Origin of the sequence: Devosia ginsengisoli, assembly GCF_007859655.1 — a bacterium.
GTDB classification, from domain to species: domain Bacteria; phylum Pseudomonadota; class Alphaproteobacteria; order Rhizobiales; family Devosiaceae; genus Devosia; species Devosia ginsengisoli.
Window position 1 is genome coordinate 2,006,318 of sequence record NZ_CP042304.1, and the last position, 26,736, is coordinate 2,033,053.

Genomic DNA, 26,736 nt, shown 5'->3' on the forward strand with positions numbered 1-26,736 from the left:
TGGAAATCTCTCAAGATGGATCCCCGCTTTCGCGGAGGAGTCTTTACTTGAATCGCTAAGGCTTGGGGCGTTTCCCTTCTCCCCTTGTGGGAGAAGGTGCCCGAAGGGCGGATGAGGGGGCTTTGAGTCATCAACGCCCCTGGAAGCATGGGATGGCGCAGCCCCCTCACCCGGAAATCCGCTGAACGCGGATTTCCACCCTCTCCCACGAGGGGAGAGGGTAGGCGGCCTCATGCGTTCGTCGGTTATCTAAGTCTCCCTAAACCTCCGGCCCTTCCCTTAGCGGCGTATCATCCCGCAGCGGCACGGTCTGCCGCTCGATCATCCGTCGCACTTTCGGCAGTCCCTCACCCCGATGCAGCGCCCGGATCAGTTCGGTATTTTCCGAATCCGCCTTGGTCCGCCGCAGATTGTGCCGCAGGTAATCGATCCAGGTCGGCACATGGTAGGATTCGGTCCAGGTCTCCGGATGCTCCAGGTCGCGCAGCAGCGCCCATTGCCGCGCCCCGTCCCGAATGCGGATTTGCCGCCGCTCGGCCATCAGCGCCAGGAATTGCGGAATGTCCTCCTGGGCGATCACATAGTCGATCATCGCCAGGATCGGCCCGCTGCGCGGCCGCAGGTCCAGCCTGAGGATCGGCTCGTTGAACGTACCGAGCGGGTTGAGGTCGCGCGCATTGAACTGTGGCAGCGGCAGCCGGAAGCCCACCAGCGCACAGACCAGCAATACCCATCCGGCCAGCGTCAGCGCCCAGCCTGGCCCCACCGCATCGGCCGAAAGACCCCAGATCCAGCTGCCCGCCGCCATGCCGCCAAAGGTTGCCGTCTGATAGAGCGAGAGCGCCCGCCCCACCACCCAGCGCGGCGATGACAGCTGGATCGACACATTGAACAGCGACAGCGACAGCACCCAGCAGGCCCCGGCCGGTAGCAGCGCGAAATGGCTCAGCACCGGGTCGCGGCTGAACCCCACCAGGGCGCAGCTCACCGCAAAGCCCACACAGGCCAGCCGCACGATCACTTCATTGCTGTAGCGCTCGCGCACCTGCCCGTTGAGGAAGGCGCCCCCGATCGCACCCAGCCCGAAACAGCCCAGCAGCGTGCCATAGACCAGCGCCCCGCCGCCCACATATTCGCTCGCCACCGACGGCAGCAGCGCCAGCACGGAAATCGCCCCGAACCCGAACAGGAACGCGCGCAGCAACACCGTCATCAGGTTGGGCGACAGCGACACATAGCGGATGCCGGCCCACATGGCGCTGCCGAAATTTTCGCGCGGCAGCCGGTTTGCCGGCCGCTCCGGTTTCCACCGCCCCAGCGCGACGATCAGCGGCACATAGGATATCGCATTGACCGTAAAGGCCGCCCCGGCCCCGGCCAGCGCCACGATCAGCCCGCCCACCGCCGGGCCGACGCTGCGCATCATGTTGAAGCCCATCGAATTGAGCGTCACCGCGCCGGCCAGTTCCTGCCGCGGCACGATATCGCCCATCGAGGCCTGCCATGATGGATTGAACAAAGCCGTGCCGCAGCCGATCAGGAAGGTGAAACCCAGCAGCAGCCACGGGCTGAGCATGCCGAGAAAAGCCAGCACAGCCAGCGCCACCGACACCACCATCATCCCGCCCTGCGCGATCAGCATGATGGTGCGCCGGTCGAAATTGTCGGCCAGGGCGCCCGAGGCCAGCGAGAACACCATGATCGGCAGTGTGGTCGACGCCTGCACCAGCGCGATCATGTTGTGCGAGTCCGTCAGCGTGGTCATCATCCAGCCGGCGCCCACCGACTGCACCAGCCCGCCCAGGTTGGACACCAGCGTCGCCAGCCACAGCAGCCGGAAGGTTTCATGCCGGAACGGCGCCAACACGGACATTCGCTCAGCCATAACGCCTTCTCTTGCCTCCAATGTCCGGACTGGCCAAGCCTGCTTCGGCAGGCGCGGCATCGACCGGATCACAATGAGGGAGAATTCTCCGTTGCGCCAGCCACCAGAAGGCGCGTCAGACGCCAAACAACAGCCCGCGGCTTTCGCCACTTGCTGCGCTCGATGTTAACAGTCCGCTAACCAATTCGCGGTGAATGCGGTCCGTTTTCGGCACCCCGAAAAAACTTATCCCCGCAAACGGCCTATCGGCTCCTGCCCACCCTCCCCCTTGAGGGGCTTCGCACCGGCCGAAGGCAAGTTTGCTCCAGTGGAGCAAACCTAGGTAAGAAGGCCATGAGGCCTATGGCCGAATGGCTGGTAGCGTCGCTAGGCCCAAAAGGGCCGTAGCAGAGCTAGGGAGGGGGTAGCCTTGGGACCACCGATAGCCCCCCCCTCCCCATCATTCCCTAGCCAGCGGCAGTGTAAGCCGTCTTCACCACGGTGAAGAATTCGGCTGCATACTTGCCCTGCTCGCGCGGACCATAGCTCGAGCCCTTGCGCCCACCGAATGGCACGTGGAAATCCACACCCGCCGTCGGCACATTGACCATCACCATGCCGGCTTCGGCATTGCGCTTGAAATGTGTCGCATACTTGAGCGACGTGGTGACGATGCCGGCGCTGAGGCCGAATTCGGTGTCATTCGCCGTCGCCAGCGCCTCGTCATAATCCTTGACCCGGATGACCGATGCCACCGGCCCGAAGATTTCCTCGCGGCTGATGCGCATGGAATTGGTCGCCTCGGTAAACAGCGTCGGCTGCAGGAAATAGCCCTCGGTCGCAGCCTTCACCAGCTCGCCACCCGCCGCCAGCTTCGCCCCTTCGGCCTTGCCGATGGCGATATAGTCGGTGTCCTGCTTGAGCTGGCTCGGGTCCACCACCGGGCCGATTTCCGTATCCTTGGCGAGAGCATCGCCCACCCGCAGGTTACGCGTCCGCTCGGCCAGAGCCTCGACGAACTTGTCGTGGATGCCTTCGGTCACGATCACGCGCGAAGAAGCCGTGCAGCGCTGCCCGGTCGAGAAAAAGGCCGACTGCGCCACGCTTTCCACCGCGACCTTGAGGTCGGCATCGTCGAGCACCACGGTCGGGTTCTTGCCGCCCATTTCGAGCTGGAACTTGCGGCCCACCTCGATCGAAGCCGCCGCGACCTTTTTGCCCGTGCCCACCGAGCCGGTGAAACTGATGGCGTTGACGTCCTTGCTTTCCAAGAGGGTCTGGCCGACGACCGAACCACGGCCCATCACCAGGTTCAGCACGCCCTTGGGCAGGCCGGCACGCACCAGGATATCGACAATCGCCCAGGTCGAGCCCGGCACCAGGTCGGCCGGCTTGATCACCACTGTATTGCCATAGGCCAGGGCCGGCGCGATCTTCCAGGTCGGAATGGCAATCGGGAAATTCCACGGCGTGATGATGCCGATCACCCCGATCGGCTCGCGGGTGATTTCCACGCCCACGCCCGGCCGCACGCTGGGCAGCACTTCGCCCGCCAGCCGCAGCACTTCGCCGGCAAAGAAGTCGAAAATCTGCGCCGCGCGCGTCACTTCGCCAATGCCCTCGGGCAGCGTCTTGCCCTCTTCGCGGCTCAGCAATTCACCCAGTTCGGCCTTGCGCGCCAGGATTTCCTGGCTGGTCTTGCTGAGGATCGCATGGCGTTCCAGGATGCCCGAGCGCGACCAGGCAGGGAAAGCCGCCTTGGCCGCGGCAATCGCCTGCTTGGTTTCCTCGGCCGTGGCGCGGGCATAAACGCCCACGACTTCGGCCGTATTGGAGGGGTTGATATTCTCGACCCCATCCGAGCCAACCCATTCCCCGTTGATGAGGTTCTTGTGCAATTCAGCCATTCTGGGATGCCTTTCGGATAGAGCTAAAGAAGATCGGCCTTGGCCAGGTCACGCAGCAGGGTGCTGGTGCCATAGGTCCAGGGCGGACATTTGGTGGAGAGGTTTACCCTGTTGGACAGGGTACCCAGCTCGGATGTCGATATCGAGACCACATCGCCCAGCTTGTGGGTAAAGCCCTTGCCGACGCCGTCGCGGTCCTTCACCGGCGCGAACATGGTGCCCAGATACAGCACCAGGCCATCAGGGTATTGATGATGCTCGCCGATCGTCGCCGCCACCAGCGATTCCGGCGTGCGCGAAATCTGGCTCATCGAGGAATGGCCTTCCAGCACGAAGCCGTCCTCGCCCTTGACCAGCAGCGCCAGTTCCGACTGCTTGACCGTTTCCAGCGAGAAGTCGCCGTCGAACAGGCGGATGAACGGCCCCAGCGAGGCCGAGGCATTATTGTCCTTGGCCTTGCCCAGCAGCAGCGCCGAGCGGCCTTCCACATCGCGCAGGTTCACGTCATTGCCCAGGGTCGCGCCGATGATCTCGCCCTTGCTGGTCACCACCAGCGCCACCTCCGGCTCGGGATTGTTCCAGCTCGACACCGGATGCAGCCCCACTTCGGCGCCATAGCCCACCGAACTCATCGGCTGGCCCTTGGTGAAGATTTCGGCATCCGGCCCGATGCCCACTTCCAGATACTGGCTCCACACGCCCTTCTCGATCAGCGCCGCCTTGACCTTCATGGCCGTTTCCGACCCCGGCACCAGCGCGCTGAGATCGGTGCCGATCAGCTCGAGAATTTCCCCGCGCAGCGAATCGGCGCGAAACTTATCCCCGCGGGCCTGTTCTTCGATTACTCTTTCCAGCAGCGAAACGACGAAAGTGACGCCCGAAGCCTTGATGGCCTGCAGGTCGATGGGAGACAGCAGGCTCGGCAAGCCGTCATCGGTGTGCCCAGCGATGGAATTTGCCAGGATCGCAGCCACGCTGCCGAGCGACTGGCCGGGCGCTTTGCGCACATGCTCGGCCGCGCTTCCGCTCTCGGCAATGTCGCGTACCGTGGCGAAGCCCTTGGTCGTGATATCGACCAGCTCATCGTTACGCACCGTAACGATACGGGGATGTACATACCCCGGAACGCGGGCCCGCCCCAGCAATGTGCCATCGGGATAGTGCCTGTCGCCCATGTCATGCCCCTGAATTATCAGCGCAGTCAGTACCCCACCGGTGCCCCGCCGCGCAACCGTTTATAGTCATACTTTTGTCGATGAACCGATCTCCACAACCCCGTTCAACTCCGGTTCATCTATGCCGCAATACTGACGCAATGGATGGGGATTAGTCCCCCGATACCTGTTTGGAGTGTCTCATGGCCCGCTTTGCCGCCCTCGTCCCTTTCGCCCTGCTCGCCGGCCTCACGCTGCCGGCCTATGCCGGCACCGTCACCATTGAAGGTCGCGGTGAAATCATGGCGGCGCCTGACATGGCGCAGATCAATTCCGGTGTGACCACGCAGGGCGCCACCGCCCGCGAGGCACTCGACGCCAATACCGCTGCCATGGCCGAACTGATTGCCGAGCTCAAGACCGCCGGTATCGAAGCCCGCGACATCCAGACCTCTGGCTTCTCGGTCAACCCGAACTACGTCTATACCGACGAGCGCGATGCAAACGGCTACACCCTGCCGCCCAAGATCAACGGCTACCAGGTCAGCAACACGGTCACCGTCACGGTGCGCAAGCTCGATACGCTCGGTACCATCCTCGACAAGTCGGTAACGGTCGGCGCCAACACCATCAACGGCGTCAGCTTCTCGGTGGCCGATCCGTCCGAGCTCTATAACGAAGCCCGCAAGGCCGCCTTCGCCGATGCCCGCGCCAAGGCCGAGCTCTACGCCACCGCTGCCGGCGGCGCACTCGGCGAAATCGAGTCGATTTCCGAGGCGCAGGGCTTCAACAACCCGCAGCCCTACCCCATGTATGCTCGAGCCGAAATGGCAGCCAGCGCCCCGGTTCCGGTCGAAGCGGGCGAACTGGCCTTCGCCATCAATGTCAACGTCCAGTGGGAACTGGATACCGACGCCAAGTAATCAATTCCCATCCCCTCCCATCGGGGCTTGGGCGGTGGGAGCGGTTCGGAAATACCGTAGTCACCCGCTCCCACCAACCTTATCCGGCAAAGCCCTCGCGCAAGCGGGGGCTTTGTTTTTTGGCGTGACAGGTCACCCCATCACCACCTTCCACAGCATGTTGAGCCCCACCACGACGAGGAAAATCGCGAAGACATATTTCAGCGTCTTCTGGTCCAGCCGATGTGCCAGCGCCGCGCCGACTGGCGCGAAGACTGCGGCCAGCACCGCCACCAGCACCAGCGCCACCAGGTTGATATAGCCCAGGCTGAGCGGCGGCAGGTCCGCAGCGCCCCAGCCCGAAATGATGAAGCCCAGCGTGCCCGACAGGGCGATCGCCACCCCCACCCCTGCCGAAGTGCCCACCGCCGCATGCATGGTGGCGCCAAAGGCCACCAGTGTCGGCACCGTCAGCGACCCGCCGCCGATCCCCATCAGCGACGAGATATAGCCGACCACGAAAGCCGATATCCGGTGCGTCGCCGATGACCCGTTCAAATACCCCATCAGCCTGGTCTGGAAGGCGAAGATGATATTGGCCGCGATCACGAAGGCCATGACCGCAAAGACAATGCGCAGCACGTCGCCCGAAAACAGCCCCGCCATCAGCCCGCCGATAAACGTGCCGGCCACGATGAACGGCGCCCAGAGCCTGAGCACCTTGAGATCCAGCGCGCCCCGCTTGTAATGCGCCCGCGCGCTCATGATGCCGGTGGGAATGATGATGGCGAGCGAGGTGCCCACCGCCACATGCTGCACCACGTCCCCGTCATAGCCCAGCAGCAGCAGCGCATTGCTCAGCGCCGGCACGATGATCGCCCCGCCGCCAATGCCCAGCAGGCCCGCCGCCACGCCAGAGACCACCCCGGTCACCATCAGCCCGAGCACGAAGGGCCAGTAGCCGGCCAGTGTCGCCCAATCCATCAACGATCTCCAATCAGATGCAACACAACCTGCCGCCGATGCGGGCGACGGCGGTGCTCGAACAGATAAATCCCCTGCCAGGTGCCGAATACCGGCTGCCCCTCGACAACAGGTATGCCGATGGACGTCTGCGTCAGCGCCGCCTTGATATGCGCCGGCATGTCGTCCGGCCCTTCGGTCGTGTGGACCAGCCAATCCATGCCCTCGGGCACCAGTCGCCGGAAGAAGCCGTCGAGATCGGTCTTCACGTCGGCATCGGCATTTTCCTGGATCAGCAGCGAGCATGACGTATGTTGCACGAAGGCCGTCAACAGCCCGGTCGCGACATCGGCACTGGTCACGAATTCCCGCAGCGCCTGCGTGAATTCGTAGAGGCCCGGCCCCTCTGTCGAAATGGTGAGCGTGTCGACCGCTTGCTGCATGGCACCGGCCTATCATGATCGTCGCATCCCGGCCAAGCGCAACGCCGCCGAAAGCGTCCACCCCGCCCCATTGGCGCCATCTTCGGCTGGCCACCGTCCCATGGGAACCATCGCAGAATCGAGGCGTTGCGGGTCTTGCGGGGAGAAAGCATCGCCGACACGGCTGACAATCCATTCAGTCTGCGTTCAGAATGGCACCACGATGCTTGGCTCAAGTGTCAACCGACATAAAGGAAAAGAACAATGCGCCTTAGAAATTGGCTCCTGACCGGCACCAGCATTGGCCTCATGGCCCTGCTGCCGCTGACCGTGCGCGCGCAGGACGGCGATCTCGTCGCTGCGTACCAGGCCTATGCCGCCGCCCAGGCATCCGGTGACGCCGCCGCGCTCGAAACCGCGCAGGCAAACCTGACCGAACTCTGCATCGTGGCCGGCTATGCCAGCATCGACGAATGCATCGCTGCCGTTTCCGCCGGCCCGGCGCCCGCCGAGGCTGCCCCGGCCCCGGCTCCCGAGCCCGTACCCGAAGCAGCACCCGTCGAAGAAGCGCCCGTCGTCGAGGAAGCGCCCCCTGAGCCTGCTCCCGTCGAAGCCGCTCCCCAGCCGGAGCCCGCCCCTGCCCCCGAACCCGAACCGGCGCCCCAGCCTGAACCGGCCCCTGCGCCTGAGCCAGCCCCTGCGCCGGCACCGGCACCGGCTCCTGAGCCTGCCCCGGAACCGGCGCCTCCAGTGGAAGCCGCTCCTGTTGAAGCCCAGCCCGCGCCCGTAGCCGAGGAACCTGCGCCGGCCGCCGAACCGGCCCCGGTCGAAGCGCCCGCCCCTGTGGAAGCACCTGCGCCCGCCCCGGCCGTCGATATCTCGGCCGAGCTGCAGGTCCAGGTCGATCTCTATACCGCCGCTGTCGCCGACCTGATGTCCGGTGGCGATGCCGCCGCTGCACAGGCACAGATTGCCGCCGCGCAGGCCGAAATCGCCAGGCTCTGCGGCGAGGCCGGCTTTACCGACCGCGATTCCTGCCTGGCGCAGTATGGCCTCTCGCTGCCGGCCGTGCCCAACCTGCCGGCGCCCGCCGAGCAGCCTGCTGTCGAACCGGCTCCGGCCGAACAGCCGGCCGCTGAGCAGCCCGCGCCGGAACAGCCGGCAGTGGAAGAGCCCGCCGCCGAACAGCCTGCTGCAGAAACGCCGGTTGACCCGACCACCCTGCCGGCCGAGCCGGTCGAGATCGTCGAGGATCTGCCCGAAGGCGTGACCCAGGAACAGCTGGCGCCGGTGCTCGACAGTGCCAAGGATGTCGATGCCGACCCGGCCGCCGAGGCCGAGTTGGAAGCCGAAGTGGTCGCCGAACCGGTTGCTCCACCGCCCGAAAGCGACGCCGCCGCACAGTCGGAAGCCATTCGTGAGTTTGCCGCCGAACCAGTTGCCGTCGAAGAAGGCACCCAGGTCACGGCGACCGAGAACACGACGGTTACCCAGACGGTGGTGAACAACTACATCAACAACATCACGAATATCACCAACAATACGACGAACAACAACGTCACCAATAACGTGACAAACAACACGCAGAACAATATCGGCCAGCAGAACAATGTCACCATTGTCGAGCAGGCCGAGGTTCAGCCTGCCAGCACTGGTGACATTATCACCCAGGTCATCCTGCAGATCGGCAGCCAGCTCGTGGTCAATTCCATCGGCCAGGATACCGATCGCTTCTACGATCCCCAGCAGGACGAGATCTTCTACGAGAACCTGAGCAACGGCCGTGTGCGTGAAGTCATCACTCGCCCGGACGGCAGCCAGATCGTGACGGTGCGCAACCGTAATGGCGACGTAGTCCGCCGCTCGCGCATCACCCCGGATGGCCAGGAATATGTGCTGGCCTACTTCGATGACCGCTACAGCGAAGACCTGGTCGAATGGCGCGATCCGGGTCGCGACCTGCCCCCGCTGCGTCTCAACATCCCGGTGCAGGACTATGTGCTGGATGCCCGCTATGCCGACGAGGACGAAGTGGTCGACTTCTTCGCCCAGCCGCCGGTCGAGCAGGTCGCACGCCTCTATTCGATCGACGAGGTCAAGCGGTCGGCCCGTATTCGCGACAGCGTGCGTCGGCTTGAAGTCGGCGGGCTGACTTTCGATACCGGTGCGGCCACCATCGGCCGCGACCAGGTTGGCGCCCTCTCGGCCACCGCCAATGCCATGCTGACCCTGTTGCAGAACAATCCGGGCGAGACCTTCCTCATCGAAGGCCACACCGACGCGGTGGGTTCGGATATCTCCAACCTGCGCCTGTCGGACCTGCGCGCTGCCACCGTGGCCCGCATCCTGACCGACTTCTACGGCGTACCGCCGGAAAACCTGGCCACCCAGGGCTATGGCGAGCGCTATCTCAAGATCCGCACCGAAGCGGCCGAACGCGAAAACCGTCGCGTCACCATCCGCCGCATCACGCCGCTGATCACCGTCGCCAGCAACTGACGCTGCCGACACCGAATACGGAAAGGCCGGGCCCAGCGCCCGGCCTTTTCTTTTGTCTCGCCGTCTTGTCAGATACGCAGAACTTGCTATCTCAGCAGCACCGAGTGCTGGAGCATCCCATGAAGCGGCTGGAAATCTTCGTCGAGAACGTCATTCTCGCGTCTCGCTGCTGCTCGTGGTGTTCTATATCGGCCTCGGCCTGGCACTGGCGCTCTATGCCATCACCTTCGGCGCCAAGCTCTGGGACTTCGCCAGCCATATGATGGGCATGGACGAAACTGAGACCATCCTCAAGATTCTTGGCCTGATCGACGCCGCGCTGATCGCGAGCCTCGTCGTCATGGTCATCATCTCGGGCTATGAAAACTTTGTCTCGCGCTTCGACAATGAGGGCGAAGTTCACTGGCTCGGCCAGATCGATGCCGGCTCGCTCAAGATCAAGGTGGCCTCGACCATTGTCGCCATATCCTCGATCCACCTGCTGCAGATCTTCCTCAACGTGCCGCAATACACCGACAACCAGATCATGTGGTACACGATCCTGCACCTGACCTTCATCGTCTCGGCGCTGTTCCTGGCCGTGATCGACCGCATCTCGAAGAAGCCGGGCAAGGCAAAAGCGCCCAATCTCTGATATTTTTTTGCGATCCCGGCCCGCCACACCCGCTTTTCTGGTCGGATGTGGCCTGGCATGCCCTTGAATCAAAAGCGCTATTTTTGCCGCGACAATCTGCGCGTAGCGTGATCACGCTTTCGGGAACGAAAACAAAAAGCCCGCGTTTCTTTGCCATACGGTGAAACAAAGGAGCGAACTCATGGCTATCCCTGAACGCGATACCGTTTATACCAACGACGGCAACCGGACCGTCTACACCCGCGAAAGCAGTGGTACCGGCTGGTTCGTCGGCATCATTGTCGCCCTGGCCCTCCTGGCCATCGGCTATCTGGTGTTCTCTGCCAATTCGGGCCCGTCGACTTCGGTCGATGTAAACGGCGCCCCGGTGACTGAAGCCCCGGCCGATCCGACCCTGGCTCCGGCTCCGATGACTGAAGCCCCCGCGGCTCCGGCCACTGACGCCGCCCCCCATGACTGAGGCCCCGGCCGCTCCGGCGACCGACGCGGCTCCCATGACCGAGGCCCCGGCTGCTCCGGCGACTGATGCCGCCCCGGCTACGGAAGCCCCTGCGGCTCCGGCTACTGACGCTGCCCCGGCCACCGAGGCCCCGGCTGCTGAACCTGCCGTCTAACAACGGCAACAGCTAGCCTCCCCTGATATTGCCAGCCCTCCCTCTGGTAATATCGAAAGAAGACCCCGGCCGCCCCGCCGGGGTCTTGCTTTTTGGGCGCGACATTACGGCTTTGCGCCTTGCGCAGGGCCACTTGCATCCCCATTTGCGCAAGCAACAAAGAAGGGAGCCCCCATGTTCAATATCGACCAGATCGTCAAAGCCCTCCAGACCGACCCCAATGCCCAGCGCACTGCCATGACCGGTGCTGCGGGCCTCGCCGCCGGCATGCTGCTGAGCGGTGGCGGCCTGGGCAAGCTGGCCGGCAATGCCGTCAAGATCGGCGCCGTCGCGGCCGTGGGCGGCCTCGCCTACAATGCCTGGCAGAACTACCAGAAGAACCAGCAGGGTGCCCCCGCGGCGTCCCAGGACGCCTTCATTCCGCCTGCCAGCGATACCAGCGCCCAGGAAGAACTCGGCAAGTCGCTGGTCCGTGCCATGATTGCCGCCGCCAAGGCCGATGGCCGCATCGATGCCGACGAGAAGGAAGCGATCTTTTCCAAGCTCGAAAGCATGAACCTGTCTTCCGAGGAAAAGGCCTGGGTCTTCGACGAGCTCTCCAGCCCGCTCGACATCAACGCCGTGGCGGCCCGCGCCAGCACGCCGGAACTGGCCACCGAAATCTACGCCGCCTCGCTGGTCGCCATCACCGCCGATACCGCCTCGGAACGCGCCTATCTCGACGCGCTGGCCTCCAAGCTCAATCTGGCGCCGGCCCTCGTGGCCGAAATCCACAAGGCCGCCGGTGAAAAGGCGCCCGAGCCGGCGGCGCCCCCTGCTGCCCCCTTCGCCTATACGCCCTCCGGTAGCAACGTCTGATTTTTCAACCGCGCGCTCCCGGGCGCGCGGTTACATCCCTGTGCGTTCTTGATCGTCCCTGTCGCGCGGGCCATCTGTGACCCAAACAGGAGTCACCCAGATGGAACTCGGACTTTATTCCTTCGCCGAAAACACGCCCGACCCGCTCAACGGCGACGCGCTGCAAAGCCCCGCCGAGCGCCTTCGCGACCTGCTCGAAGAGATTGAGCTGGCCGACCAGCTCGGCCTGAGCTTTTACGGCCTGGGCGAACACCACCGGCCCGATTTCGTGGCCTCTGCCCCTGTGACCATTCTCGCCGCAGCCGCTGCGCGCACCAAGACCATCCGCCTCTCCACGGCCGTCACCGTGCTGAGTTCGGAAGACCCGATCCGCGTCTGGCAGCAATTCGCCACGCTCGATCTGCTGAGCAATGGCCGCGCCGAAATCATGGCCGGCCGCGGCTCCTTCGTCGAAAGCTTCCCGCTCTTCGGGCTCGACCTCAACGACTATGACAGCCTGTTCGAGGAAAAGCTCGAACTGCTGCTCAAGATACGCGAAGGCGGCAAGGTCGCCTGGCCGGGCAGCCAGCACACCAAACCCATTCCCGGAATCGAAATCTACCCCAAGCCATTGCAGGACCCGTTGCCGCTCTGGATCGCCGTGGGCGGCACGCCCAATTCAGTGGCCCGCGCCGCCTATTATGGCCTGCCCCTGATGATCGCCATCATCGGCGGCCAGCCTCAGCAATTCGCCCCGCTGGTGCAATTCTATCGCGATACCGCCGAAAAGGTCGGCCGTGACCCCAAGACCCTGCCCGTCGGCATTTCCTCCCATGGCTTCATCGCCGCCGACAGCCAGGACGCCCGCGACATCGCCTTTCCCGCCCATAGCGCTGCCATGGGCCGCATCGGCAAGGAACGCGGCTGGCCGCCCACCACCCGCGCCCAGTTCGACGCCGGCGCAACCCCGCAAGGCGCTTATTTCATGGGCTCCCCGCAGGAGATCATCGACAAGATCCTGATGCAGCACGAATGGTTCAAGCATGACCGCTTCGGCCTGCAACTCAGCGTCGGCACCCTGCCCCATGACAAGGTCATGAAGGCGATCGAACTCTATGGAACTGTGGTGAAACCGGCGGTGGACAAGGCGCTGGGCTGATATCTGCGCTAGTCGCGCAGGTCTACGGCGAGGTCGCGGACCCGCTGGCTGACATCGCGGCCAGCGGGATAACTGCACCGCAATCCCTCGACTTCGGCCATGTTGGTCCAAAGCAGCAATTCTATGGAAAATGCCTCGGCGCCGGACTGGAACGCATAACGCGCCGTGACCCAGTCCAGCCCTGAAAATGAAACCAGTTCGGGCCCCGACAGACGATCCCCGCCCGACATGTCGCCGGGGTCGAGATCGTCGCGATCACTCATGGTTGCGACGACCATGGCATAGTCCATCTGGCCCCATGGCAGGTGGTCTGTTTTCGTCAGGTCTGTTGGCTGCAGACCCTTGCTCCCGGGATGCGAGAACGTGACACAAACCACCCGATCCTTGGCGCACCCATCCTCGCAGACATAGCGCTCGGCGCCGACAAAGCCTGTCTCGGTGCGCACCCATCCTTCCTGTGCAACGGCAGCACTGCTTCCAAGCAGCAGGATCAGGGCGGCCGGTAGCCGTTTCATTTGCCCGAACGCTTGATCGTCTTGATCTCCAGCGGCGGCAGGCCGGATTTTTCCGAAATGGCGCGGTCCTGTTCCTCGATGGCGGCCTTCGCCGGCTCGTCGCCGTCGAGGCCCCCGAGCAGGCTGGCATCCACCTTGCGGTTGGAGCGCTGGCTGCCATCTTCATAGATCACGTCGAACATGACGAATTCGCTGCGTGCTGTTGGCTTCCTGGCCATTGATATTCTCCTGTGCGAAAAGCCGGTCCCGCAGGACAAGCGTCCGCGGGCTCCGGCAATACTGAAACTTGCGATAGTCCGGCTTAGCGGAAGATGCCTTCGCCTTGCTCGTCGACGATCTGTCGGCCTTTGCTCAATGCCAGGGCCACCAGGTCGTCGCGGGAACTCATGCGGTCGGCGCGAATGAAGCGATAGGTCTTGAGCTCGCCACCGACATCTTTCTCGATCGTGCCGGCCAGCTGCAATTCGCTGCCGGCCTTCATCTCGATCGCCTTGATGAGGAAGCCCTTGTAGCTTTCCTCGCCCAGCGCCTTGTCGCCTTCCGGCTCACTGCTCGACGAACCGCCACCGAACAGGTTCTTCCAAAACGACATGGCTCGTCTCCTTCTCGTTGGTCAGCGCCTGCGGCGGACCGGCAGCGGCAATTGCAACTCGCCGCGTTTTTCCATTTCCTCGCGCAGCCAGTCCGGCGAGATATCGAAGTGGTTCGGCCAGGTCGGCACGCCGTTCTTCAATTCGACCGTGCCAAAGAACCGCCGATCCCGCAACGGCTCCGTACCCTCGCCCCGCTCCCCGATCATCCCGGCGGCATCGAATGTGCCATGCGAGCCATCAGAAAACGCCACCACCAGCCTGAACGGCACAATGGCGCGGATGCTGGTGAGCTTGAGGCGGGAGACGGCCATCGCCCCGCCCCTAATTGTCCAGGAAGCTCCGCAGCTTGCGGCTCCGGCTCGGATGCTTGAGCTTGCGCAGGGCCTTGGCTTCGATCTGGCGGATGCGTTCGCGGGTCACCGAGAACTGCTGGCCGACTTCTTCGAGCGTATGGTCGGTATTCATGCCGATGCCGAAGCGCATGCGCAGCACGCGTTCTTCGCGCGGCGTCAGCGAGGCCAGCACGCGGGTCGTGGTTTCACGCAGGTTGGACTGGATCGCCGCGTCGATCGGCTGGATCGCATTCACGTCCTGGATGAAATCGCCGAGGTTGGAATCTTCCTCGTCGCCGATCGGCGTCTCGAGCGAGATGGGCTCCTTGGCGATCTTGAGCACCTTGCGAACCTTGTCCAGGGGCATCTGCAGCTTTTCGCTGAGCTCCTCGGGGGTCGGCTCGCGGCCGATTTCATGCAGCATCTGGCGCGACGTGCGAACGATCTTGTTGATCGTTTCGATCATATGCACCGGAATACGGATGGTGCGCGCCTGGTCGGCAATCGAACGCGTGATGGCCTGGCGGATCCACCAGGTCGCATAGGTCGAGAATTTGTAGCCGCGGCGATATTCGAACTTATCGACCGCCTTCATCAGGCCGATATTGCCTTCCTGGATCAGGTCGAGGAACTGCAGGCCGCGGTTCGTATATTTCTTGGCGATGGAAATCACGAGACGCAGATTGGCCTCGACCATTTCCTTCTTGGCAATGGCGGCTTCCCGCTCGCCCTTCTGCACCTTGTGCACGATACGGCGGTATTCGGCGATGTTGAGGCCGGTTTCGCTGGCCAGCGTCGCCACGTCGCCACGGATTTCGCGGACCGTGTCGGCTTCGCGCCGCGCGAATTCGGCCCAGCCCTTGCCCTCGAAATCGGCAAGGCCGGTTTCCCAAGCGGGGTTCACTTCCTGGCCGTAATAGCTTTCGAGGAACTTTTCGCGCTTGACGCCATAGCTCTCGGCCAGGCGCAGCAGGCGCCCTTCCAGCTTCACCAGGCGCTTGTTGATGTCATAGAGCTGCTCGACCAGGCTTTCGATACGGCTGGCATTGAGCGACAGCGACTTGACGTCGGTGATGACATCGCCGCGCAGCACGTCGAGCTTCTTGGTATCGGCGTCCGACACCGAGGCAGACAGGTCCTCGGCGTGGCGGTCCTGCATTTCTCGCATCTGGCCATAGGCACTGGCGATACGATCGAAAGTCTCCACCACCTGCGGCTTGAGCTCAGCTTCCATCGCCGACAGCGACAGAGCGTTCTCGAATTCGTCGTCGTCGTCATCAGGCGCCGGGTCCTGCGGTGCTTCCGGCTCCTCGGGCACGTAGTCGTCGTCTTCGCCGCCCGACGATGGCTTCTTGGCCGGGGCCGGCTTGGGCTTCTCGACCACGGCTTCCATCTTGGGCGCCGCATTGAGGCTCACCATGTCCGGGGCCGGGGCGGCCTGCTTGGCGTCGGGGCCGGCATAGGTGGCTTCGAGGTCGATAATGTCGCGCAGCAGGATTTCGCCCTGGGCGAGCTGCTCGCGCCAGATGATGATGGCCTGGAAGGTCAGCGGGCTTTCACAGAGACCCTCGATCATGGTCTCGCGACCGGCCTCGATACGCTTGGCGATGGCGATTTCGCCCTCGCGGCTCAGCAGCTCCACCGAACCCATTTCGCGCAGATACATGCGCACCGGATCGTCCGTGCGGTCCGAGCCGGCCTTGGTATTCGAGGTGGTGGAAACGGCAGTGCCGGTGGCCGGGGCCACTTCCTGGCCCTGGTCTTCTTCTTCCTTCTCGACTTCGGTCTCTTCGACCTCGTCTTCATCAACGACATTGATGCCCATGTCGGAGAACATGGACATGAAATCTTCGATCTGCTCGGACGACACTTCGTCCGAGGGCATCACGGCATTGAGCTCTTCATAGGTCACATAGCCACGCTTCTTGGCGACCTTGATGAGCTTTTTTACCGCGGCGTCGGAAAGGTCGAGCAGCGGGGAATCGTTCGTCGCCTCGGGGGCGCCGGTTTCCGGCTTCTCGGTATCCTTGGTGGTCTTGGGTGCTGCCTTGGTGGCCATCTGGTACTCCGTCGGAACCCGTGATCGCACGGGTCCGGGTAAGGCTTAAGTGGTGACACCTCAAGGCAAGGTAAAGGTTTGGTCACCGAGGCGTTAACGCCCGGGCTCCGACCATGGTTCGCCTCGGATGACCTCACATATCGCCATATGCAAAATCGCGCGTACCCGCGGGCTTTTTCGGGTCATCCCCTAAAAGCTGCGTGTCGCGCGTCCCGATAACGAACCGAATCCTTCGATCAATGCCTCTGTGCCATCGACAGTGGTAATCTGGTTCTTGATGTCCCGCAGCCTTTCAAAGGTTTCTTCGCTCGGGTCTTCGCCCAGCGCCGCTTCGGCTGCCTTGAGTTCCCTATTTAGCTGAACTTTCTTGTTATGCAAGGCCAGTGCGTGACTCAATCCGGTCTCGGCATCGACCAAAGCGATTTCCGAGGCGATCTGCCACACGCCCTGTCGGGTCAGCACATCGCTCATCTTGTCCAGCGCCGGCCCATTTCCGCGCACGCCCAAAGCCGCCTTCAGGTCGTCTCCGGAAATATCGTGATGGCGCACCACCAGGCTCAAAATTTCGTTCATCACTTTTTGCGCCGTCGGCGTTTCGAAATCGAGCGCCGCCAGCGCTTCGAACTTGTCCTCGACCAGCGCCGGGTGATTGACCAGGCTCAGGATGATCGCCGCCTCGCGCGGCGTCGCCTCTGCCAGGGCGCCCGGCTTGAGCAGCCGCGAATTGCGCAACGTGTCGGAAACCACAAGCCGCGGCGTGCCGCCCCGCGGATAGCCATAGGCCCCGCTCTGGCCATAGCGCTGCTGCCCGCCGCGCGGCTCGAAGCGGTTCTGCCGCACCGGCGCAAAGAAGGCACGCAGCTTTTCATCGAAGGCCTGCGCATAATGGAAGCGTACCGAGCCGTCCTGGATGCCATTGGCCCGCTCGCGCAGCCGCGCCTGCAAGGCCGCCCGCGCTTCAGGCGTCTCGGGCACGAGCCCGCCGGTCTCCATGCTCCAGATCACGTCCGACAGGCTGCGCGCCCGCTCGAGCACGTCGGCAAAGGCACCCCTGCCCTGCGCCTTGATCAGATCGTCCGGGTCTTGCCCTTCGGGCAAAGTGGCGATGCGCACGGTAAAGCCCGGCTTGAGATGTGGCATGACCAGATCCGCCGCCCGCTCCGCCGCCTTGAGACCGGCCTTGTCGCCGTCGAAGCAGAGTATCGGCGAGTCCGTCATCCGCCACAGCAATTGCAGATGCTCCTCGGTCAGCGCCGTGCCCAGCGGCGCCACCGTGCCTTCGAAGCCCGCCGCCACCGCGGCAATCACGTCGAGATAGCCCTCCACCACGACAACCGTGCTGCCATCGCGCGCGGCCTGCCGTGCCGTCTGCCCGTTGTAGAGCGTCTGCCGCTTGTGAAAGAGTTCGGTCTCGGGCGAGTTGAGATATTTTGCCGGCACATCCGCCGACATGGCCCGGCCGCCGAAGGCAATCACTCGGCCGCGGAAATCCATGATCGGGAACATGACGCGGTTGCGGAACCGGTCATAGGTCAGCGGATCGTCGTCGCGGCTGGTCACCAGCCCGGTGTCGATCATGTCCTGCGCCGAAACGCCGTTGGCCGCCAGATGCTCCTTGAGCCCGTTGCGGCTATCCGGCGCGAAGCCGATGCGGAATCGCGTCTGGCTCTGGGCCGAAACCCCGCGCTCCAGCAGGTAGCCGCGCGCCCGCGCCCCGATATTATGGCTCAGCGCCGCCTCGAAATATTTCGTCGCCAGTTCCATGACGTCGATCAGGCTCTTGCGCTCGGCCTCGCGCTTTTCCTGCCGCTCGTCGCGCGCCGGCATCGGCACACCGGCCATGCCGGCCAGCTTTTCCACCGCCTCGGGAAAGCTCATCCCGGCCTTTTCGATCAGGAACTTGAAGTGGTCGCCCGACACGCCGCAGCCGAAGCAGTGGTAGATGCCGCGCCGGTCATCAGCATGAAAGCTCGGGCTTTTCTCGCCATGAAACGGGCAGCAGGCCCACATGTCGCCCTTGCCCGGCTGGCTCTTGCGCTTGTCCCACATGACGTGCTCGCCCACCACCTGCGTAATCGGCAGGCGCTGACGGATTTCATCGAGGAACTGATCGGAAAAGCGCATACTGGCCTAGATAGGCCCTTGGCCGCTTCGAGTCACCAACATCGCGGGGGAATTATTCCCGCTGTGGATAGCCGCTGCTCATCCAGGCAGATCAATATCCCCGCATAACCAGCCGCACACTTTCGCCACCTTGAACGCTGACCCGTTCGATGACGGGGAACTCGTGAAAGCTGTAGTCACTGGGCAAATGGATCATCGCGACAACGTAATATTCACCATCCGCCACATGGTTGAAACTGAATGACCCGCCTGAACTTGCAATTGTCTTGCGCATATATTGTTCGTAGAGCGGATCGGCATCGGGCATCCAAACGCCCCAACGTTGCTGCTTGTAATCGCCATAAATGGCGGCGATGCGCTCATCCGCGTAGGGGGTTCGCGGAACAAGAAACACATCCGTGCCGACCGCGCGCAACAACTTGCCGCTGTTGCGGCGCACAAAAGCCTGCCCGCTGATCCGAGCAGATCCGCTTTCGTTGATGAAAGATGCGACGTGGGGATCGAACGAAGCCGTCAACACCACAGGTGCACCCAAAGAAGTACATGCGGAAACGAGGAAGGTCAGCAAAAGTATCGCCGCCAGGCGGAACGAGGCACGATGCCAACAAAATCCAGCCATATTTGCCAAACGCCCTATTTGTTCACGTTACGTACCCATAAATCTATTACAGAGTCAAGAAAGCGCAGTGCGGTATTCTACAGACACTCCGCTCGGCTGATCGGCTTTCGTTCCGGCGGCGCATGCATTGCCGCTGGTTATGGCAAGAGCCGGCAAATTCATCGAAAATCGAATTTGGGTCCACGGGCTCACGACTTATCCACAGCAGGAGTTTCCGGTGGCCATCCCCAGCAGGTTTCCCTTCCGCGTCTTCGCGGCGCTGACCGTATTGCCGGCCGTGCTGATCGGCGGCGTATTGTGGTACCTGTCGAGCCTGCTGCCGGGCTGTGAAACGACCGAGCATGGCCGGCTGACATCGCCCGATGCCAGCTTCGATCTAGTGGTGTTCTCGCGCAATTGCGGCGCCACGACGGGCTTGAACACGCAGGCTGCGCTCATCCCGGCCGGTGATGACCTGCCCGACGATGCCGCCAGCTTCGCCTCGGTAGGAACCGAGGCAGACCTCGATCCGCGCTGGGATGCCTATGGCAATATCGAGCTGACCCTGCCGGCAGACGCCACCATCTACCGACAGGACGATGCCGTGGCCGGCATCGCGGTCATTTATCGCTGAGGCTCAGGCCGCCTTGCTGCGCTGATAGAGTCGCCAGGCCCAGCCGAACAGGCCGAAGGCGAAGAACACCAGCAGCACGCCGCCGAAGATGACCCCGATCGAGGCGCTGAGCAGCGGGGAGAACAGGAAGACCAGGCCCAGCAGAATGTAGGAAATGCCCGAGAGCACGACCGGCCAGATGCGCGCATAGCTTTCCCGCTCGCGCACGATGACCCAGATCTGCATGATGCCCACCACCAGCGCGGCAATACCAACCAGCGTCGACAGGAAGGTCACCGTAAAGATCGTCGCCAGAAATGGACTGATCAGGATCAGTATACCCAGGATCAGCGACAGCGCGTTCGACACCACATCGAACCAGTAATTGCCGCTCTTGCCGCCACCGAAGGTCAGGCTCCACAGGCCCAGTGCGCCGTCGATCACCAGCAGGATGCCGCCAGCCAGCACCAGCACGGTCAGCGCCTCCCCCGGCCAGATGATGGCATAGAGCCCCGCCAGCAACATCAATACGCCACGCAAAGCCGTTGCCAGCGCAAATCGTCTCTTCGTCTCAGCCGAAACCGTGCCAAGCGGCCCGCTATTTAAGATTATCTATAGTGCGCGCAGCAATTTGTTGATTGCGACCCGACCGTCTCCATGGTTTGAGACCTCTTCAATCGAGGTCCGCCTTTTGGCGGTTGATTCATGTCGCTCCCGCTTATCGCCCTGTTCCTCGCCGCTTTCGCCTTCGGCACGGCAGAATTCGTCATTGCCGGCGTGCTGCCGGACGTGGCTCTTGGCCTGGGCGTTTCCATTCCGGTTGCCGGTTACCTGGTAACCTCCTATGCCATCGGCATTGCGATCGGCGGCCCGCTGCTGGCCGTGGCGACCAAGAAAATGTCGCGCAAGACGCTGATCCTGCTGCTGGGTGCAATCTTCACGATCGGGCAGGCGCTCTGCGCGGTGGCGCCCAATTTCGAACTGCTGCTGGCCGCGCGCGTCCTCGTTTCGGTGGTCCATGGCACCTATTTCGGCATTGCCGCCATTGTCGCGGTTGGCCTCGTTCCGGCCGACAAGCGCGGTTTTGCCGTGGCGCTGATCCTGTCCGGGCTGACCGTCTCCAACATATTGGGCGTGCCCGGTGGCACGGCCATCGGCAATGCACTGGGCTGGCGCGCTACCTTCTGGGCTGTCGGTGCCCTCGGCCTGGTTTCCACGCTTGCTATCGCCATCTTCCTGCCGGCCAATACCGGCGAGACGGCGACCGGCGGCAGCTTCCTGCGCGAGTTCAAGGCGCTTGCCCGCCAACAGATCGTCACCTCGCTGGCCATCGCCCTGCTGACGATGATCGGCCAATACAGCCTCTTCACCTATATCGCCCCGCTATTGCTCGAGGTCACGGGCCTCGACGCGGCCACCCTGCCATGGATGCTGCTGCTCTATGGCGTCGGCTCGACCATTGGCGTGTTCATCGGCGGGCGTCTGGCTGACTGGAAGCTGATGCCTTCGCTGATCGGCATTCTCGCGACACAGGCAGTGGCCTTCACCATCGTCTATCTGGTCAGCCCCAATCCATGGATCATGACCGTTGCGGTCCTATTCTGGGGTGGGGTCAATTTTGCCTTCGGCTCGCCGCTGCAGTCGCGCATCCTTGCCTGGGCAGCGGATGCCCCCAATCTGGCTTCGGCGCTGATCCCCTCCTGCTTCAATATCGGCATCGCCATCGGCGCCGTGCTGGGCGGAACCCTGCTCGAGGCCGGCTTCGGCTATCGCAACCTGCCGCTCATCGGAACCGCCGCGCTGGTCCTGGCCCTGCTGATCGCCATCGGCTCCTACCTTGCCGAGCTGCGCGATACGCCTGCCATACCAGATGCAGCGGAATGACCGGCTAAACACCGACCAAAACTAACGATTTGGTGACCAAGTCCGGTCTCAATGCCCGCGCAACAATTCTTCTTTCTGTAAGCCGCACCATATTGGCGGAAACGGCAAGGGCGACGCGGACGGCTCGATGATCGACAACAGCACATTGATGGTAGCCATCGCTTTCTCCAGCGGTGCGCTGATGCTGACGCTGATGCTCAGCTGGCTCAATGCCCGCCATGATGGCCACCTGATCAGTTGGGCCGCCGGCATGGCCTTCGTGGTCATGGCGCTGGCCGCACTCGGCCTGCGCAATGGCCGCTATGATACCCCGATGCAGCTGGTGTCGTTTTCAGCGCTGCTCTCGGGGATGGCGCTCATCCATGTCGGCATCTGCCAGTTCCGCACCGGCCGCGTCTGTGTGCCCCAGGCGGCGCTGTTATGGGCAGCAGCCATGCTGGCAACAGGTCTGCCGTTCCTGATGGGCTTCTCCGGCGTCGGCACGATTGCGCTCAATCTTTTCTGCGCCGTCTATATGGCCCTGTCCGGCTATCAATATTGGGCCGGACGCGCCGAAGCCCCGGTGCCGCTGATGACGGCGGCGGTGCTTTTCGCGCTGACTGGCATATCGTTCCTCGCCTGCGCCGTGGTGCTGGTCGTCGAAGGCCGGTTCGTGCTGACGGCGCCGCCCAATAACTGGGCCGAGGCGTTCAACTCCATCATGGCCATAGTCGGGCTCACCGGCATTGGCGCGCTGTCGCTGACGCTCAACCAGTCGCGTGCTGCCCGACGTCACCGGCTGGAAGCCCAGACCGACTCGCTGACCGGCCTGCTCAACCGCCGCGCCCTGTTCGACCGCTTCGGCAAGGCCGAACTGCCTGTCGGCACCGCGGTCCTGATGTTCGATATCGACCATTTCAAGCAGATCAACGACCGCCAGGGCCATGCAGCCGGCGACGCCGTGATCCAGAAATTCGCCGCCATCCTGCGCCAGAACCTGCGCGACGACGACAGCATGGCCCGGATCGGTGGCGAGGAATTCTGCGCCGTGCTGCAGCCGATGCCGGTCGATCAGGCCAAGCTGATTGCCGAGCGCATCCGCACCGATTTCGAGCAGGCCGCCATCCGGCTGTTATCGGAGAATATCCGCTCGACCGTCAGTGTCGGCGTGGCCACCAGCGGCGCCGACGAACCGTTCTCCTCCGTGCTTAACCGCGCCGATTCAGCGCTCTACAAGGCCAAGGACAACGGCCGCAATCGCGTCACCGCCGCCGCCCTGCGCCTTATCGCCTAACCGGCCAAAGCTGCCCGCACCTTGCCGCTGGCCTTGCCGAAGTCGATTCGCCCCGGATAGTCGGCTTTGAGCTGGGCGATGACCTTGCCCATGTCTTTGGGCCCTTCGGCGCCGGTGGCAGCGATAGCTGCCGTGATCGCCGCCTCGACCTCTTCCTCGGTCAGCCCCTTGGGCAGGAACTCGTTGAGAATATCGATCTCTTCCTTTTCCACCGTGGCAAGGTCGGCACGGCCGGCCTGCGCATAGATGGCGAAGCTCTCCTCGCGCTGCTTGACCATCTTCTGCACGATGGCGAGGATTTCCTCATTGGTCGCCGGTCCGCGATTCTCGGGACGGAGCGCGATATCCTTGTCCTTGATCGCAGCGGTGATGGCCCGCAGCGTTGCCGTGCGCCTGATATCGCGGGCCTTGAGGGCCGTCTTGAGTTCCTCGCTGAACTGTTCGCGCATGGCTATCATCCTCTTGGCTTTGCATTTGTTGGCCCCATATAGGCACAATAAGCCGCCCGCGCTACTTGCGCCGGACGCGACAGGCTTCTAAAGGGAAGCCTCAACCGACATATCGCGAGCGTGGTCAGGAAAAGTCGTGAGACTTTCCCGGTTCGCCGCGCGACCATTTGAAACCAACCCCTGGAGGCCCACCGTGACCGGCTGGCAGCAATCCCCCGCGACCGCTCTTCTGATCCTTGCAGACGGTACGCGCCTGGAAGGCCGCGGCATCGGCGCGATCGGCCACGCGGCCGGCGAAGTGTGCTTCAACACCGCCATGACCGGCTACCAGGAAGTGCTGACCGACCCCTCCTATGCGGGGCAGATCGTCACCTTCACCTTCCCCCATATCGGCAATGTCGGCACCAATGACGAAGACATCGAGACGGTCAACATGGCCGCCCTGTCCGGTGTCCGGGGCGTCGTGCTCAAGGCCGGTATCACCAACCCGTCCAACTATCGCGCCGCCGAAAAGCTCGATGCCTGGCTCAAGAAGCGCAACATTGTCGGCATTGCCGGCATCGACACCCGCGCCTTGACCGCGCAGATCCGCGAACACGGCATGCCCAATGGCGTGATTGCGCACGAGCCGACCGGCATGTTCGACGAAGGCTCGATCGCTGCCGAGCTCAAGGCCTTTCCCGGTCTCGAAGGTCTCGACCTGGCGAAGGAAGTCACCACCGCCCAGACCTATCACTGGGACCAGACCGGTTGGCAGTGGGACAAGGGCTATGGCAAGCTCGACAAGCCCGATTTCCATATCGTCGCCATCGATTACGGCGCCAAGCGCAACATCCTGCGCTGCCTGGCCGACCAGGGCGCCAAGGTCACCGTGGTTCCCGCCACGGCCACGGCGGCCGATGTGCTGTCGCACAATCCCGATGGCATTTTCCTGTCCAACGGCCCCGGTGATCCGGCCGCGACCGGCAAATATGCCGTGCCTGTTATCCAGAAGCTGATGGAGACCGGCAAGCCGATTTTCGGCATCTGCCTCGGCCATCAACTGCTCGGCCTGGCGCTGGGCGGCACCACCTCCAAGATGCATCAGGGCCATCACGGCGCCAATCATCCGGTCAAGGACCTGACCACCGGCAAGGTGGAAATCACCTCGATGAACCACGGCTTTGCCGTGGACAAGGCGAGCCTGCCTGCCGGCGTCACCGAGACGCATATCTCGCTGTTCGACCAGTCCAATGCCGGTCTCAGCGTCGAGGGCAAGCCGATCTTCTCGGTGCAGTACCACCCCGAAGCCAGCCCCGGCCCGCGCGACAGCCATTATCTCTTCACCCGGTTCCTCAACCATGTCCGCACCCAGAAGGGCATGGAACAGCGTCCGGAACACGCCGCACCCGCGGCCTGAGCCATGGCCGTCGCGCTGTTTTCGGCAGCCGATCGCCCCGAACTGATCGCGGCCGCCGAGGCCATGGGCGGCGAGATTTGGCCCGACTGGCTCGATACGGCGGCCTTGCGGGCCTATTGGCCGTCGCTCTACGAGGGTGCATTGGCCGCCCACCAGACCATCGCCATAGACGAAGCCAGTGGCGAGGTCGTGGGCCTGGCCAATAGTGTGCCCTTCCCGCGGGGCGACAGCCTGCCCCATACGGGCTGGGACTGGGTGCTGGAACAGGGTGTGCTGGCAGCCCGCTCCCGTGCGCCCGTCAATGCCCTTTCCGCCCTTTCGGTGGCCATCCGACCGGAACAGCGCGGCACCGGCCTGGCCCAGCGCCTGCTCGAAGCCATGAAGCCACCCGCTCGCGCTGCCGGGCTGACGACGATGGTCGCGCCGGTCCGGCCGACGCTCAAGGCGGCCTATCCGCTGCAGGACTTCGCCACCTATTGCGCCTGGCGCCGCGCGGACGGTACGCCGTTCGATCCGTGGCTGCGCACGCATGAGGCGATGGGTGCCACCGTGATCGGCCCGGCCATGGCATCGCAGACCATTACCGGCACGCTGGAACAGTGGCAGCGCTGGACCGGGATGCGTTTTCCGGCCAGTGGCCGCTACGCCATCCCCGGCGCCCTCGCCCCGCTCGACATCGACCTTGCTGCGGATTCCGGCGTCTGCCTTGAGCCCAATCTGTGGATGGAACATCCCCTCTAGCTGCCTCGTGAGTGGCAAACCAAGCATAGCGCGCCGTGGGGCGGCGGGGATAAATGTGGTGCAGGGAGCCCTCTTCACCTCTCCCCTGGGGGAGAGGTGAAGGACGGTCACACGCTCCCCGAGAATGTGTCGCAATCGCCCGGATTGCCGGACGTATAGCCGCGCTCGAACCAGGTCTTGCGCTGCGCCGAGGTGCCGTGATTGAAGGTCTTGGGCACGGCAAAGCCCTGCATGCGCTTCTGCAGCGTATCGTCGCCGATCTGCTCGGCGGCGTTCAGGGCTTCTTCGACATCGCCATTATCAAGCAGGTCTTCCTGCCCGGCATAATTGGCCCAGACGCCGGCATAGCAATCGGCCTGCAATTCCACGCGCACCGAATAGGCATTGGCCTCTTCCTGGCTCATGGCGGCGCGGCGCTGGTTGAATTCGGGCAGCACGCCGGTGATATTCTGGACATGATGGCCGATTTCATGCGCCAACACATAGGCCTGCGCGAAATCGCCCGGCGCGCCGAACTGCTCGCGCAACTGGTCATAGAAGCCGAGGTCGATATAGACCTTCTGGTCGCCCGGACAGTAGAACGGTCCCGTGCTCGAATCGGCAGCGCCGCAGGCCGTATTCACCGCATTGGAGAACAGCACCACGGTCGGCTCGGGATAGTTCTGACCCGAAGCCTCGAAGACCTGGCTCCACAGATCTTCCGTTTCCTTGACCACCACGCCGACGAAGTCGCGCAATTCGGCCTGCTCACCCGTCGTGGGAAGCTGGCTCGATGAACTGGCCGACGAGCTGCTGGTGCTCGAGCCGCCCGTGAGGATATCGATCGGGTTGGTCCCGGTCGCGACCCAGATGATGCCCAGCACCACCACGATGCCGATCAGGCTGCCCAGGCCGCCGCGCGAGCCGCCGCCGGTGGGAATGCGAATGCCTCCGCCACCACCCCGACCGAACGGGCTGCCGCCCAACCCGCCCAGGCCGCCGCCGCCCTGGCCGCGCCGATCTTCGATATTGGAGCTCTGCTCGCGCCCGCGCCACTTCATAGTAATATTCTCCGATAGGTACCCCAGCCTAGCAATAAGCCGGGCCGATGCAATCAGTTCCGACAGGCAAGCTGAAGCGCCGCCTGTGATGCGGTTGTCGAATGCGGACCGCAAGTGCGGCCGCGGACGAGCGGACCCCGAGACGGCCTTCGCCTCTGGTA

Annotated in this window: 25 protein-coding genes and 1 pseudogene; 11 read left to right on the forward strand and 15 right to left on the reverse strand. The window is 63.4% G+C overall.

Annotated elements, in window-relative coordinates; translation table 11 throughout:
- Window positions 1-259: 259 nt before the first annotated feature.
- The 3 genes from FPZ08_RS09820 to FPZ08_RS09830 form a co-directional block, all read right to left on the reverse strand.
- Complete coding sequence (locus tag FPZ08_RS09820) at window positions 260-1,885, reverse strand: MFS transporter (protein ID WP_146289810.1); 1,626 nt, start codon at window positions 1,883-1,885, stop codon at window positions 260-262.
- Window positions 1,886-2,331: 446 nt separating this feature from the next.
- Entirely contained in the window at window positions 2,332-3,771 is a 1,440-nt protein-coding gene (locus tag FPZ08_RS09825) for an aldehyde dehydrogenase family protein (protein ID WP_146289812.1), read from the reverse strand.
- A gap of 23 nt (window positions 3,772-3,794) precedes the next feature.
- Window positions 3,795-4,946 carry a fumarylacetoacetate hydrolase family protein gene (locus FPZ08_RS09830; protein WP_146289814.1) on the reverse strand — a complete coding sequence of 384 codons (1,152 nt, stop codon included), beginning with the start codon at window positions 4,944-4,946 and terminating at the stop codon, window positions 3,795-3,797.
- A 182-nt stretch (window positions 4,947-5,128) separates the two neighbouring features.
- On the opposite strand from FPZ08_RS09830, the gene FPZ08_RS09835 reads away from it, so the two are divergent.
- Window positions 5,129-5,848, forward strand: coding sequence for an SIMPL domain-containing protein (locus FPZ08_RS09835; protein ID WP_146289816.1), 720 nt, complete (start codon window positions 5,129-5,131; stop codon window positions 5,846-5,848).
- 132 nt (window positions 5,849-5,980) lie between these two features.
- On the opposite strand, the gene FPZ08_RS09840 is transcribed toward FPZ08_RS09835, so the two are convergent.
- A complete protein-coding gene (locus tag FPZ08_RS09840; protein ID WP_146289818.1) occupies window positions 5,981-6,811 on the reverse strand; it encodes a sulfite exporter TauE/SafE family protein in 831 nt (276 codons plus the stop codon).
- Entirely contained in the window at window positions 6,811-7,233 is a 423-nt protein-coding gene (locus FPZ08_RS09845; protein ID WP_146289819.1) for a secondary thiamine-phosphate synthase enzyme YjbQ, read from the reverse strand. Before FPZ08_RS09845 ends, FPZ08_RS09840 begins: the two co-directional genes overlap by 1 nt.
- Window positions 7,234-7,476: 243 nt before the next feature.
- Between FPZ08_RS09845 and FPZ08_RS09850 the strand changes: the two genes are divergently transcribed.
- The 5 genes and pseudogenes from FPZ08_RS09850 to FPZ08_RS09870 all read left to right on the forward strand — a co-directional run bounded on the left by FPZ08_RS09850 (window position 7,477) and on the right by FPZ08_RS09870 (window position 12,955).
- Window positions 7,477-9,711, forward strand: coding sequence for an OmpA family protein (locus FPZ08_RS09850; protein ID WP_146289821.1), 2,235 nt, complete (start codon window positions 7,477-7,479; stop codon window positions 9,709-9,711).
- 119 nt (window positions 9,712-9,830) lie between these two features.
- Window positions 9,831-10,345: pseudogene (locus FPZ08_RS09855) on the forward strand (TIGR00645 family protein).
- A gap of 181 nt (window positions 10,346-10,526) precedes the next feature.
- Window positions 10,527-10,805, forward strand: coding sequence for a hypothetical protein (locus tag FPZ08_RS09860; RefSeq protein WP_146289823.1), 279 nt, complete (start codon window positions 10,527-10,529; stop codon window positions 10,803-10,805).
- A gap of 328 nt (window positions 10,806-11,133) precedes the next feature.
- Entirely contained in the window at window positions 11,134-11,817 is a 684-nt protein-coding gene (locus tag FPZ08_RS09865; protein ID WP_146289824.1) for a tellurite resistance TerB family protein, read from the forward strand.
- A gap of 100 nt (window positions 11,818-11,917) precedes the next feature.
- Complete coding sequence (locus FPZ08_RS09870) at window positions 11,918-12,955, forward strand: LLM class flavin-dependent oxidoreductase (RefSeq protein WP_146289826.1); 1,038 nt, start codon at window positions 11,918-11,920, stop codon at window positions 12,953-12,955.
- A gap of 8 nt (window positions 12,956-12,963) precedes the next feature.
- On the opposite strand, the gene FPZ08_RS09875 is transcribed toward FPZ08_RS09870, so the two are convergent.
- The 7 genes from FPZ08_RS09875 to FPZ08_RS09905 all read right to left on the reverse strand — a co-directional run bounded on the left by FPZ08_RS09875 (window position 12,964) and on the right by FPZ08_RS09905 (window position 19,146).
- Window positions 12,964-13,401 carry a hypothetical protein gene (locus FPZ08_RS09875; RefSeq protein ID WP_186767289.1) on the reverse strand — a complete coding sequence of 146 codons (438 nt, stop codon included), beginning with the start codon at window positions 13,399-13,401 and terminating at the stop codon, window positions 12,964-12,966.
- A 65-nt stretch (window positions 13,402-13,466) separates the two neighbouring features.
- Window positions 13,467-13,688: a hypothetical protein gene (locus tag FPZ08_RS09880; protein ID WP_146289830.1), complete on the reverse strand. Its 222-nt coding sequence runs from the start codon at window positions 13,686-13,688 to the stop codon at window positions 13,467-13,469.
- 83 nt (window positions 13,689-13,771) lie between these two features.
- A complete protein-coding gene (locus tag FPZ08_RS09885) occupies window positions 13,772-14,062 on the reverse strand; it encodes an HlyU family transcriptional regulator (RefSeq protein WP_146289832.1) in 291 nt (96 codons plus the stop codon).
- Between the two features lie 21 nt (window positions 14,063-14,083).
- The gene (locus FPZ08_RS09890) at window positions 14,084-14,374 is read right to left on the reverse strand and encodes a DUF2442 domain-containing protein (RefSeq protein WP_146289834.1); all 291 of its coding nucleotides are present in this window, start codon (window positions 14,372-14,374) and stop codon (window positions 14,084-14,086) included.
- 10 nt (window positions 14,375-14,384) lie between these two features.
- On the reverse strand, window positions 14,385-16,454 hold the full coding sequence (gene rpoD / locus FPZ08_RS09895; RefSeq protein WP_146289836.1) for an RNA polymerase sigma factor RpoD: 2,070 nt from the start codon (window positions 16,452-16,454) through the stop codon (window positions 14,385-14,387).
- A gap of 189 nt (window positions 16,455-16,643) precedes the next feature.
- Window positions 16,644-18,578 carry a DNA primase gene (dnaG, locus tag FPZ08_RS09900; RefSeq protein ID WP_146289837.1) on the reverse strand — a complete coding sequence of 645 codons (1,935 nt, stop codon included), beginning with the start codon at window positions 18,576-18,578 and terminating at the stop codon, window positions 16,644-16,646.
- A 91-nt stretch (window positions 18,579-18,669) separates the two neighbouring features.
- Window positions 18,670-19,146: a hypothetical protein gene (locus FPZ08_RS09905; RefSeq protein ID WP_146289839.1), complete on the reverse strand. Its 477-nt coding sequence runs from the start codon at window positions 19,144-19,146 to the stop codon at window positions 18,670-18,672.
- Between the two features lie 268 nt (window positions 19,147-19,414).
- Here FPZ08_RS09905 and FPZ08_RS09910 point away from each other — a divergent pair, with 268 nt between their 5' ends.
- A complete protein-coding gene (locus FPZ08_RS09910; RefSeq protein WP_146289841.1) occupies window positions 19,415-19,810 on the forward strand; it encodes a hypothetical protein in 396 nt (131 codons plus the stop codon).
- Between the two features lie 3 nt (window positions 19,811-19,813).
- Here FPZ08_RS09910 and FPZ08_RS09915 read toward each other — a convergent pair whose 3' ends face one another.
- Entirely contained in the window at window positions 19,814-20,329 is a 516-nt protein-coding gene (locus FPZ08_RS09915) for an HdeD family acid-resistance protein (protein ID WP_146289843.1), read from the reverse strand.
- Between the two features lie 165 nt (window positions 20,330-20,494).
- On the opposite strand from FPZ08_RS09915, the gene FPZ08_RS09920 reads away from it, so the two are divergent.
- Complete coding sequence (locus FPZ08_RS09920; RefSeq protein ID WP_146289844.1) at window positions 20,495-21,673, forward strand: MFS transporter; 1,179 nt, start codon at window positions 20,495-20,497, stop codon at window positions 21,671-21,673.
- Window positions 21,674-21,800: 127 nt separating this feature from the next.
- On the forward strand, window positions 21,801-22,946 hold the full coding sequence (locus FPZ08_RS09925) for a GGDEF domain-containing protein (RefSeq protein ID WP_146289846.1): 1,146 nt from the start codon (window positions 21,801-21,803) through the stop codon (window positions 22,944-22,946).
- Here FPZ08_RS09925 and FPZ08_RS09930 read toward each other — a convergent pair.
- Window positions 22,943-23,395 carry a GatB/YqeY domain-containing protein gene (locus FPZ08_RS09930; RefSeq protein ID WP_146289848.1) on the reverse strand — a complete coding sequence of 151 codons (453 nt, stop codon included), beginning with the start codon at window positions 23,393-23,395 and terminating at the stop codon, window positions 22,943-22,945. The two genes, FPZ08_RS09925 and FPZ08_RS09930, sit on opposite strands and share 4 nt — an antisense overlap.
- A 193-nt stretch (window positions 23,396-23,588) precedes the next feature.
- Between FPZ08_RS09930 and carA the strand changes: the two genes are divergently transcribed.
- Both carA and FPZ08_RS09940 read left to right on the forward strand, forming a co-directional pair.
- A complete protein-coding gene (carA, locus tag FPZ08_RS09935) occupies window positions 23,589-24,794 on the forward strand; it encodes a glutamine-hydrolyzing carbamoyl-phosphate synthase small subunit (RefSeq protein ID WP_146289850.1) in 1,206 nt (401 codons plus the stop codon).
- 3 nt (window positions 24,795-24,797) lie between these two features.
- The gene (locus tag FPZ08_RS09940; RefSeq protein WP_146289852.1) at window positions 24,798-25,535 is read left to right on the forward strand and encodes a GNAT family N-acetyltransferase; all 738 of its coding nucleotides are present in this window, start codon (window positions 24,798-24,800) and stop codon (window positions 25,533-25,535) included.
- 107 nt (window positions 25,536-25,642) lie between these two features.
- On the opposite strand, the gene ypfJ is transcribed toward FPZ08_RS09940, so the two are convergent.
- Entirely contained in the window at window positions 25,643-26,575 is a 933-nt protein-coding gene (gene ypfJ / locus FPZ08_RS09945) for a KPN_02809 family neutral zinc metallopeptidase (protein ID WP_146289854.1), read from the reverse strand.
- Between the last annotated feature and the right edge of the window lie 161 nt (window positions 26,576-26,736).

Bases quoted from the DNA above. Each gene is read 5' to 3' on its own strand.
- FPZ08_RS09820 (WP_146289810.1), bottom strand. From the start codon at position 1,885: ATGGCTGAGCGAATGTCCGTGTTGGCGCCGTTCCGGCATGAAACCTTC.
- FPZ08_RS09825 (WP_146289812.1), bottom strand. From the start codon at position 3,771: ATGGCTGAATTGCACAAGAACCTCATCAACGGGGAATGGGTTGGCTCG.
- FPZ08_RS09830 (WP_146289814.1), bottom strand. From the start codon at position 4,946: ATGGGCGACAGGCACTATCCCGATGGCACATTGCTGGGGCGGGCCCGC.
- FPZ08_RS09835 (WP_146289816.1), top strand. From the start codon at position 5,129: ATGGCCCGCTTTGCCGCCCTCGTCCCTTTCGCCCTGCTCGCCGGCCTC.
- FPZ08_RS09840 (WP_146289818.1), bottom strand. From the start codon at position 6,811: ATGGATTGGGCGACACTGGCCGGCTACTGGCCCTTCGTGCTCGGGCTG.
- FPZ08_RS09845 (WP_146289819.1), bottom strand. From the start codon at position 7,233: ATGCAGCAAGCGGTCGACACGCTCACCATTTCGACAGAGGGGCCGGGC.
- FPZ08_RS09850 (WP_146289821.1), top strand. From the start codon at position 7,477: ATGCGCCTTAGAAATTGGCTCCTGACCGGCACCAGCATTGGCCTCATG.
- FPZ08_RS09860 (WP_146289823.1), top strand. From the start codon at position 10,527: ATGGCTATCCCTGAACGCGATACCGTTTATACCAACGACGGCAACCGG.
- FPZ08_RS09865 (WP_146289824.1), top strand. From the start codon at position 11,134: ATGTTCAATATCGACCAGATCGTCAAAGCCCTCCAGACCGACCCCAAT.
- FPZ08_RS09870 (WP_146289826.1), top strand. From the start codon at position 11,918: ATGGAACTCGGACTTTATTCCTTCGCCGAAAACACGCCCGACCCGCTC.
- FPZ08_RS09880 (WP_146289830.1), bottom strand. From the start codon at position 13,688: ATGGCCAGGAAGCCAACAGCACGCAGCGAATTCGTCATGTTCGACGTG.
- FPZ08_RS09885 (WP_146289832.1), bottom strand. From the start codon at position 14,062: ATGTCGTTTTGGAAGAACCTGTTCGGTGGCGGTTCGTCGAGCAGTGAG.
- FPZ08_RS09890 (WP_146289834.1), bottom strand. From the start codon at position 14,374: ATGGCCGTCTCCCGCCTCAAGCTCACCAGCATCCGCGCCATTGTGCCG.
- rpoD (WP_146289836.1), bottom strand. From the start codon at position 16,454: ATGGCCACCAAGGCAGCACCCAAGACCACCAAGGATACCGAGAAGCCG.
- dnaG (WP_146289837.1), bottom strand. From the start codon at position 18,578: ATGCGCTTTTCCGATCAGTTCCTCGATGAAATCCGTCAGCGCCTGCCG.
- FPZ08_RS09920 (WP_146289844.1), top strand. From the start codon at position 20,495: ATGTCGCTCCCGCTTATCGCCCTGTTCCTCGCCGCTTTCGCCTTCGGC.
- FPZ08_RS09925 (WP_146289846.1), top strand. From the start codon at position 21,801: ATGATCGACAACAGCACATTGATGGTAGCCATCGCTTTCTCCAGCGGT.
- FPZ08_RS09930 (WP_146289848.1), bottom strand. From the start codon at position 23,395: ATGCGCGAACAGTTCAGCGAGGAACTCAAGACGGCCCTCAAGGCCCGC.
- FPZ08_RS09940 (WP_146289852.1), top strand. From the start codon at position 24,798: ATGGCCGTCGCGCTGTTTTCGGCAGCCGATCGCCCCGAACTGATCGCG.
- ypfJ (WP_146289854.1), bottom strand. From the start codon at position 26,575: ATGAAGTGGCGCGGGCGCGAGCAGAGCTCCAATATCGAAGATCGGCGC.